Source organism: Priestia sp. P5_B4, assembly GCF_056400385.1.
Genome location: NZ_JBFULJ010000126.1, coordinates 1 through 8,088, shown reverse-complemented (window position 1 = coordinate 8,088; position 8,088 = coordinate 1). Strand labels below are relative to the sequence as shown.

The following is an 8,088-nucleotide window of genomic DNA, read 5'->3' as shown; positions in this document are numbered from 1 at the left end:
TCTTTATATCGCGGCCAAAATGCAAATATGCATATGTGTGAAGCGATGCTTTCTGCCTTTGAAGCAACAAGAGATAAAAAATACTTAGACCGAGCGTATACGCTTGCAAAAGGCGTTACTCAGCAGCTTGCTGAACGATCTGGCGGCATGGTTTGGGAGCACTATGATACAGACTGGCAGCCAGATTGGGACTACAATAAAAACAATACAAAAGATGAATTTCGTCCGTACGGCTTTATACCAGGACATCAGTTTGAATGGAGCAAGCTGCTTTTATGGCTTGATCGGCACCGTTCGGAAAACTGGATGACAGAACGTGCAAAAGATTTGTTTGATAAGGGCTGGAACCTAGGCTGGGATGCTAAGTACGGAGGTCTTTACTTTGCGCTGTCGCCTCAAGAAGAGGTCATTGACCGGGACAAAAACTACTGGGTGATGGCTGAAGCCATTTCTGCGGCTTCACTGCTCGGGGTAAAAACCGGAGACAGCGGATATTGGAAAGCATACGATGCCCTGTTCTCCTACTGTCAGAAACACTTTATCGATCACACATATGGAGGCTGGTATCAGCTGTTAAATCAGCAAAACGAACGCTACAGCTCGAAAAAAAGCCCGGCTCCTAAAGCCGATTATCACCCTGTGGCAGCTTGCTATCAAACGCTGATAGCACTGAATTCTCTCTGAGAGAATGATCATAAAGAAACCGTTTTCTTCCAAATGCGTTTATTTCTTTTATTTAAGGGAATTTACTTACTAACAATCAATGTTTCTACATTTTAGAAAAAGCTCGACTATATATATGCAAGGAGTGAGGACGATGTATTTTTACGCGTTAGCACAAGGAACAGATTCTGGAGATCCAGTAACACTGCACCATGAGAAGCAATTTTCGAAAAAAGAATTTTTAGAAATGTTTAATGAAGCATTAGATGAGTTGGATACGCATCCATCTCCAAGCGCTGTCGGTGAATACCTTTGCCGTGCGTACGGATTTCAAGAAATTGAAATCGAGACGGGTGTTGTATGCTACTGCGCTCCTTTTAGAAAGCTAGACGACTCAGATATTATAGAAGACCGTACGTACATGGACGCCACGACCGGAACACTAAAATACAACTAATCAAAAAGAAAGGTTGGATGCGTGTGAAGACCGTACAGAACATTTATCGAACGAGTGAAGCTGTACCAGAATCGGGCGCTTACGTTTGTGCAGAAGGTGAAATTAAACTCTTTCAAAAAGATGATCTTTTTACACCTTGCCCGCACACACGTGAATCAACGACATGGAAGCCTGTAGATGACGCCTTTTCAACCGGAGAATTGGTTCCGCAAACCGGTCGCTATACCGACGAAAACGGCAATCAAGTAAAGCTAAAAGAAAACGATTTATTTCCAAGATGCCTTCGTTCAGGTGAGCCTACGACGTGGAGGCGAGGATAACAGACAACAAAGCAGCCGCTTATTAAGCGGCTGCTTTTATTAAAGCTTATTTAAAAAATGAATTCTTTTTTCTTCCTTTTAACAGATCGCCCGTCCACCCTTTCATTCGTAAATAGAGATAAATGGCCACGGTCGAAAGGACAATTAAAATGAGTGCATAGATATAGCCAAACTTCAAATCAAGCTCCGGCATCCCTTTAAAGTTCATTCCCCAAAGAGCTCCAAAAGCCGTTAAAGGCGTACTGATTGCTGTCAGCAGCGTTAAAGCTTTCATAATCTCATTTCCTCGATGAGTAGACACAACTTCTTCTAATTTAATTAACGCATCAAATTCTTTTTGATATTGTTCAATCAGCGTTAAGCCAATTTCAATTTTTTTACACATCCGCTGATATTCGACCGTTTGGTTAATTTTTTTATGAAACGCTTCTTCTATTCCCATGGTGACTTCTCGAACAGAACTGATTAAATTTGTCCATATAAGCAGGTCATACCGCGCTTTGTGAATTTCATCTAGCACGTCGATGTTATTATTATGGCGAACTTCCCACAGAAGCTCTCTGAAATGACTTTCAAACTGATCAAACCCATTTAAATGTTTTTTCATAATTTCGCCTAAAAGAATAAAAAAACTTTCCGCTGTGTTAGCAGACTGCTTCATGCGTTCAATCATTCGTTCATGATTGGTGTTCTCGAGGATTTTTAAATCGATTCCTGCCGTTATAATAAACTCCTCGGTAATATAAAAATGAAATGACTCGTAATCCCTTTGATCAAACGACTTCTTATGATAAATGAGTGAACCATAAATGAGCTCACTTTCTCCTATTACATCTACTTGAATATGATTAGAGTTTTTCTTTTGCAGCTGCTGGCAAAACCATTCATCTCGTGGATACTGATAGTCTTGGATGACATCAGCTATTCCGTCTGCTTCTTCTAAATCAAACTGATACCATTTCCACTGATCGTTCGTCACAGTATTCATACTTTCCCTCTTTCCCCTTTTATTAGAATTTTTCCCTATATACAATCATTTAAAACCTAACACACAAAATAAACATACATTTCATATACATCTTTATAAAAAAGGTGCTATAATAAATACGTTGCGCACCTGCGCGATGCTTTATCAGTTTGAGAGGAGAATAACAGTGAAGAAAGATATCGCTTTACGTTCTTATCTGCTAGAAAGTGCACCTAATATGACGGAAGAATGGTATGAATCTTTGGACAAAAAATCGTCTGAAGGCGTATATACCTCTAATGACCCTGACGTCATTCAACGCTTAAAAGCGCAAAACTATGAATTTCATTTATATATTAGCAACGTCTTTATAGAAGATGAAAAAAGTTTTTTTGAATCTCTTAACACGTGGCTAAATAAAGTTGCCAAAGACCAACAGCATCTCAGAACCCCCATTCAAAGTATTATTAAAGAATTTATGAACGTCCGCAAACAATACTGTGAGTATATTAGCCGGTTTGCAGAACTTCATGATGACATTACTCAGCAGCACCTCGATGTATGGAATGAAAAAGTAATAAGGGTATTTGATATTATTATTTTGAAATTCATCACAGAAGCGCAGGAATATGCCTCAAACCGCCTCCGCTCTCAGCAGGAAATGATTCATGAATTAAGTTCACCTGTTATTGTGATTAAAAAAGACGTTGCTCTTTTACCGTTAGTCGGCGATATTGATACAGCAAGAGCCAGAATGATCCTAGAAAGCACGTTAAAACAGTGTGCAGAAAAACAAATCGCTCATTTGTATATTGATTTGTCAGGAGTTGTGATGATCGATACAATGGTTGCGCACGAGCTGTTTCAGCTGATAAATGCGCTTGATTTAATCGGCGTTAAATCGATTTTATCGGGCATTCGTCCTGAATTAGCCACTACTGCGATGCAGCTTGGTTTAAATTTTGAGCATATACGAATTAAATCGAACCTTGCTCAGGCATTAGAAGATGATTCAAAAATTGTAATTGCTTCTAGCACTCATTAATATAGGGATACAAACAAAAAACAGCCCCGAAAGGCTGTTTTTTATTTTCTATGATGAATGTTTTCAGAACCTGATTCATCTTTCGTTTTCGTTTTATTTTTCTCTTCTTTTTGTTCAAGTCTTATATCTTCCAACGGCATAGGATCGACCGTTTCTTCTTCTTTGAAACGTTCAAATAACGTTTCGTCTTGATCTGTTACACGCTGTTCCGTTTCATCTCTTTTTTTTGGTGTATTTGAAATAGATCTTTTCTGGCGTTCTCCCATCTTTTCTCCTCCTCTACTATAGGTGAAGCAATTATGTGTTCATGAAATCTCCGCCGTTGACATGAAGCGTTTGACCCGTCATATAAGAYGAATCATTTGAAGCTAGCAGCACATAGCAGCCTACGTGCTCCACAGGATGCCCAGGTCTGCCCATCGGCGTATCTGTACCGAATTCTCCTACTTTATCACCTGAGAAAGTAGACGGGATAAGCGGTGTCCAGATCGGGCCCGGCGCTACAGCGTTAACGCGAATGCCATCTTTGACAAGCGCTTGCGCCATACTGCGCGTAAAGCCGTTAATTGCACCTTTTGTCGCTGTATAATCAATCAGCTGAGGATTTCCGCGGTAAGGATTAATTGACGTTGTATTAATAATCGCACTGCCTTTTCCTAAATAATCAAGCGCTTTTTTCGTAAAATAAAAGTATGAATAAAAGTTCGTTTTAAACGTTCGTTCAAGCTGTTCACTTGTAATTTCTTTAATGCTTTCTTTTGGATGCTGCTCTCCTGCATTGTTCACAAGGATATCAAGCTTTCCAAGCTCACTTACTGTTTTTTCTACCGCTTCGTTACAGAACGATTCGTCTCCTACGTCTCCTGCAATCAGCAAGCATCTTACACCTTCTTCTTCAATGCGGGCTTTTGTTTCCTCGGCGTCGCTATGTTCGTTTAAGTAAACGATGGCTACGTCCGCTCCTTCTTTCGCATAAGCAATGGATACAGCTCGTCCAATTCCGCTGTCTCCCCCGGTAACTAGCGCTACCTTTCCTTTTAATTTTCCTGTACCAATGTAATTGTCATCCTCATAAATAGGGAGAGGATTCATCTCACTTTCGATACCCGGCTGGCGGTCTTGCGTTTGTTGGGGCTGGCCTTGTGTTTGTTGATCTTGTAAATTCATTTTAATCTCCTCCTATTTTTGATGGAACTTTTTAGTATAGTCTAGGTTTAGCCTTCTGTTTTGAAGTTCAAACATCTTTTTTTAAAAATTTATGATGTTTCTATTCTCTTTTACTATCTTAGAAAATTCATAGAAAACAAGTTTAAAGTTGGAAACAAAGGCTACAGAATGAGTAGAAGATGTATTTCAGAAATACCTTTTATCAGGAGGTTTGGTTCGTGTATGAAACACATTCAAGTAGCAGAAAACCAAGAGGAGGCAGCCTGCGTGATCCGTTCTTTTTTAAAGAAAGGATTTACAAGCAAAGATATTTATCTGCTGGCCTACGATAAAGAATGGGCTCAGAATTTAACGGAGGCAACACATACAAAAAAGTACAGAATGGCAGAGCAAGGTATGTTTGAAACGGCGGTAAATAAACTTCTTTCAAGAGAAGATGAGCTTCTTTCAAAGATGGCTTCGCTCGGCTTATCCAATCAAGAAGCAAACCGCTATAAAGAAGAAATGAAACAAGGACATATCGTGGTTATTGGCGTACAGAGTCAATCAATTCCCTACTAAAATAGCGGAAACGTTTTTTATCAGCTTATAAGGGTATTTAGTAAAATAAACCATTGTCTATCAAGAAAGGAAGTTATAACGATGTTAAATTATTTGGGAATTCAGATAGGCTCTCTTTATTTTCCTACTAGTATTTTGCTTATCACGTTTCTTGTATTAATCGGCTTTTTTATTTATTTCCTCTCTAGAAGAAGAAAAAACCGTCATGAATCACGTGAGCGATCACGAGGAAAATAAAAGGGAATGCTAATTTAAAAGCCCTTCACGCAGAAGGGCTCTCTGTACTATAAAACAGGCAGATACTTTTCATAGCGAGGGTTTACATAAAAAGGAGGACGAGGTTCTAAAAGCGGCAGATCCATTATTAATACCGCTTCAATTTTGACGTATAAAGGCTATGAACAGTTAATTGACTATACGGCAACTAAAGGAGCCATTGTTGGCTTTACTCGTGCGCTTTCCAATAGCGTGATTAAAGACGGCATTCGCGTGAACGCCGGAGCGCCGGGACGCATTTGGACACCGCTCATTCCAGCAAGCTTTTCAGCTGATCAAGTAACGCAAGTGGACAATCCGATGGAGCGCCAAGGGCAGACGTTTGAACTTGCTCCAACCTACGTGTACCTCGCAAGCGACGACTCACGGTTTGTCACGGGGCAGACGCTGCATGTAAACGGCGGAGAGTGGGTTTCTTCTTAAAAATCTCAAWATAAAAAGCGTGAAGCCAAGCTCCACGCTTTTTCATTATTTACGGGATTCTTTTTGCAAAGGCGATTTTTCAATAGAACGCGTAAAGCGGTAAACATCAAGCTCCTGTCCTACCTCTGAAGGCAAATACCCAAACGTTGTGAAGCTGTCCACAGATTCCGGCTCAAGTGATAGAGACAATAAATTGTTTTGCGGCTGAGATGTTAAAAAGACGTAGCTTCCTTTTGGGAACGTCACCGTTTTTGACTTCACGATTGTTTGCACGTCTACATTTGGTTTGTTTTCGTAGGCTTCATTTTCAATGCGGCTGCTGACACTATACGCTTCTACTGAAAGAGCCGTTTCTTTCGTTAACTTGAAGCCTTTTACTCCTTGTCCCTGCAATTTCGCTGCTAACTCTTCATGTCCTGGCTTTAAAATATAAGCAGTCGGACGTTCGCGGACAAGCGTCGGCGTAGCTTTCTTTGCACTGTAGTACGTCACAGGAATGTCTTTAACAGACGCGCTTTCCACATCAACCATTTCTAACGTGGAGTTTGGTATTTTTTTATTTTCACTGTTCACAACAATTGGATCACGGTCATTTGCATTTTTTCCTTTTTTAACAAGCGCCGCTTTTTCTTTTGCAATCAGCGCTTTAATTTGTTTGGCATGAGCGGCTGTTTGCGTAATCAGCTTTTCTTGCGTAGCAATTTGGGCACTCACTCGCCGCGGAAAATCTTCTCGTCCAATACCGATTCCCCTGCTTTCGACTAAAAACGAAAACGATGGATACAAGCCTAGTGAGTTTCGGCCGATTCGCGGTTCAACTGAGCCTTCTTCCACTTCAAGCTGCCCTTGTTTATTCACTTGAGACGTATAGTATACTTCTCCTGAATATCCTTGCTTTTCAATGGCTGTAAGCGTGCTGTTCACAAACAGCTCATCAGACACGTCTCGAATGTTCTGCGGAATATTTAAGTTTCGACCGGACTGCAGTAAAATATCGTGATACTTCCACACGCCTTCTTTACCGATATTTTTAAATCCGCTGCTGTAAGGCGTATATTCATGAGCATCAATGACGACTTCCGGTGAAAAACGGTTAAATTCAGCTCGTACGCTCTGCACTTCCGGGCTTTCAAGCTTTATGTAGTCGCGGTTTCCATCTAAATTATTTGCTAGCTGACGCTTGAATGCATAAGATCCGTCTGGATTAATGCGCGGCACAATCACGATGTTCACTTTATTTAGCACATCTTTTCCAAAGTCTTCTGTCAAACGCGTCGCAACGGCGAGTACAGATTCACCGCTTGCCGGTTCATTACCATGAATCTGACTTTGAAGCCAAATCGTTGGTTTTTTGGACGTTTTTCCATCCGCAAATTTCTTTTCCTTTGAAAAGTATAGAGCCGGAATGTCTCGTCCTTGCTGTGACTTTCCGATAATCTTCAGCTTTACGTACGGACTTTTATGAGCAAGCTTTTGAACATAGCTTAGCATTTCTTCTTGAGTCGTAAATGCGTCTTGTCCTTTCAGAAATGCCGGCGTGGCTTCATTCACCTTTATTTCCGGATAAAGCGCTTTAATTTTTTCCGGCTGGCTATAGTCTTTTCCGTAATAAGGCATCTCAGCTTGTACCGCAAGCGGCGACAGCAATAATCCAATCGACAAAAGAGCCGGCACGGCCGTTCGTTTTACTGTTTTTTTCATTCATTTACTCCTCCCCATCCTCTTGGTTAGACATTTTAAATTTTTAAAATATTTAAAATGTTACATAAATAATTATACCGTTTAAGGAAATAACTTCAAGATAAGGGAACTGAACCTTTTTGACTATTTTAATGTAGGAGACGAGTGCGGTTTTATAACAAAGCGATTGGGGCATAGCAAAACCAACTCAATATGAAGACGACCAATCAGGCTTAATAATCTCGCTTTTCCTCCGCTGTTGATTTACGTGCAAGGCTTCGCTTTCCGCGGGGCGGCCGATGAGCCTCCTCGTCCCTTAAGCTCCTGCAGGGTCTCATCTGTCCCGCTTTTCCCGCAGGAGTCTTCGCCTTRCCCTCCAATCAACAGCTAGACGGAAACAAATGAAACCTACGTTCACCCTAAAAAAAAATGAACCCCTAATGGAACATGTTGATCAATGGTTCATTTTTCATTTCAGCTAAAATACGTTTGTTCCAGCCTCTTTTTTATGTATAAACTGCTATAAAAC

At 40.6% G+C, this 8,088-nt stretch carries 9 protein-coding genes and 1 pseudogene; 6 read left to right on the top strand and 4 right to left on the bottom strand.

All coding sequences use genetic code 11. From position 1 onward, the window contains the following. The 3 genes from AC1DRF_RS12390 to AC1DRF_RS12380 all read left to right on the top strand — a co-directional run. A partial coding sequence (locus AC1DRF_RS12390; RefSeq protein ID WP_477740843.1) for an AGE family epimerase/isomerase occupies positions 1 to 684 on the top strand: 684 nt, incomplete at its 5' end. A 133-nt stretch (positions 685 to 817) separates the two neighbouring features. After that, on the top strand, positions 818 to 1,120 hold the full coding sequence (locus AC1DRF_RS12385) for a hypothetical protein (protein ID WP_028409496.1): 303 nt from the start codon (positions 818 to 820) through the stop codon (positions 1,118 to 1,120). A 17-nt stretch (positions 1,121 to 1,137) separates the two neighbouring features. Then, positions 1,138 to 1,440, top strand: coding sequence for a hypothetical protein (locus AC1DRF_RS12380; protein WP_155660409.1), 303 nt, complete (start codon positions 1,138 to 1,140; stop codon positions 1,438 to 1,440). A gap of 46 nt (positions 1,441 to 1,486) precedes the next feature. Here the strand turns inward: AC1DRF_RS12380 and AC1DRF_RS12375 are convergent, their stop codons facing one another. Then, a complete protein-coding gene (locus AC1DRF_RS12375) occupies positions 1,487 to 2,428 on the bottom strand; it encodes a magnesium transporter CorA family protein (protein ID WP_162214684.1) in 942 nt (313 codons plus the stop codon). 166 nt (positions 2,429 to 2,594) lie between these two features. Here AC1DRF_RS12375 and AC1DRF_RS12370 point away from each other — a divergent pair, with 166 nt between their 5' ends. After that, positions 2,595 to 3,452 carry an STAS domain-containing protein gene (locus AC1DRF_RS12370; RefSeq protein ID WP_230183263.1) on the top strand — a complete coding sequence of 286 codons (858 nt, stop codon included), beginning with the start codon at positions 2,595 to 2,597 and terminating at the stop codon, positions 3,450 to 3,452. A 41-nt stretch (positions 3,453 to 3,493) separates the two neighbouring features. Here the strand turns inward: AC1DRF_RS12370 and AC1DRF_RS12365 are convergent, their stop codons facing one another. Both AC1DRF_RS12365 and AC1DRF_RS12360 read right to left on the bottom strand, forming a co-directional pair. Further along, positions 3,494 to 3,718 carry a hypothetical protein gene (locus AC1DRF_RS12365; RefSeq protein WP_028409498.1) on the bottom strand — a complete coding sequence of 75 codons (225 nt, stop codon included), beginning with the start codon at positions 3,716 to 3,718 and terminating at the stop codon, positions 3,494 to 3,496. A 31-nt stretch (positions 3,719 to 3,749) separates the two neighbouring features. Then, positions 3,750 to 4,619 (bottom strand): SDR family oxidoreductase, encoded by an 870-nt coding sequence (locus AC1DRF_RS12360; protein ID WP_013058194.1) that lies wholly within the window; start codon positions 4,617 to 4,619, stop codon positions 3,750 to 3,752. Positions 4,620 to 4,841: 222 nt separating this feature from the next. Between AC1DRF_RS12360 and AC1DRF_RS12355 the strand changes: the two genes are divergently transcribed. Together AC1DRF_RS12355 and AC1DRF_RS12350 are read left to right on the top strand one after the other, a co-directional pair. After that, positions 4,842 to 5,180, top strand: coding sequence for a YflT domain-containing protein (locus AC1DRF_RS12355; RefSeq protein ID WP_477740842.1), 339 nt, complete (start codon positions 4,842 to 4,844; stop codon positions 5,178 to 5,180). 345 nt (positions 5,181 to 5,525) lie between these two features. Next, positions 5,526 to 5,879, top strand: a pseudogene (locus AC1DRF_RS12350) (SDR family oxidoreductase); the annotation flags it as partial. Between the two features lie 45 nt (positions 5,880 to 5,924). On the opposite strand, the gene AC1DRF_RS12345 reads toward AC1DRF_RS12350, so the two are convergent. Further along, a complete protein-coding gene (locus tag AC1DRF_RS12345; protein ID WP_477740841.1) occupies positions 5,925 to 7,580 on the bottom strand; it encodes a M14 family metallopeptidase in 1,656 nt (551 codons plus the stop codon). Positions 7,581 to 8,088: the final 508 nt, after the last annotated feature.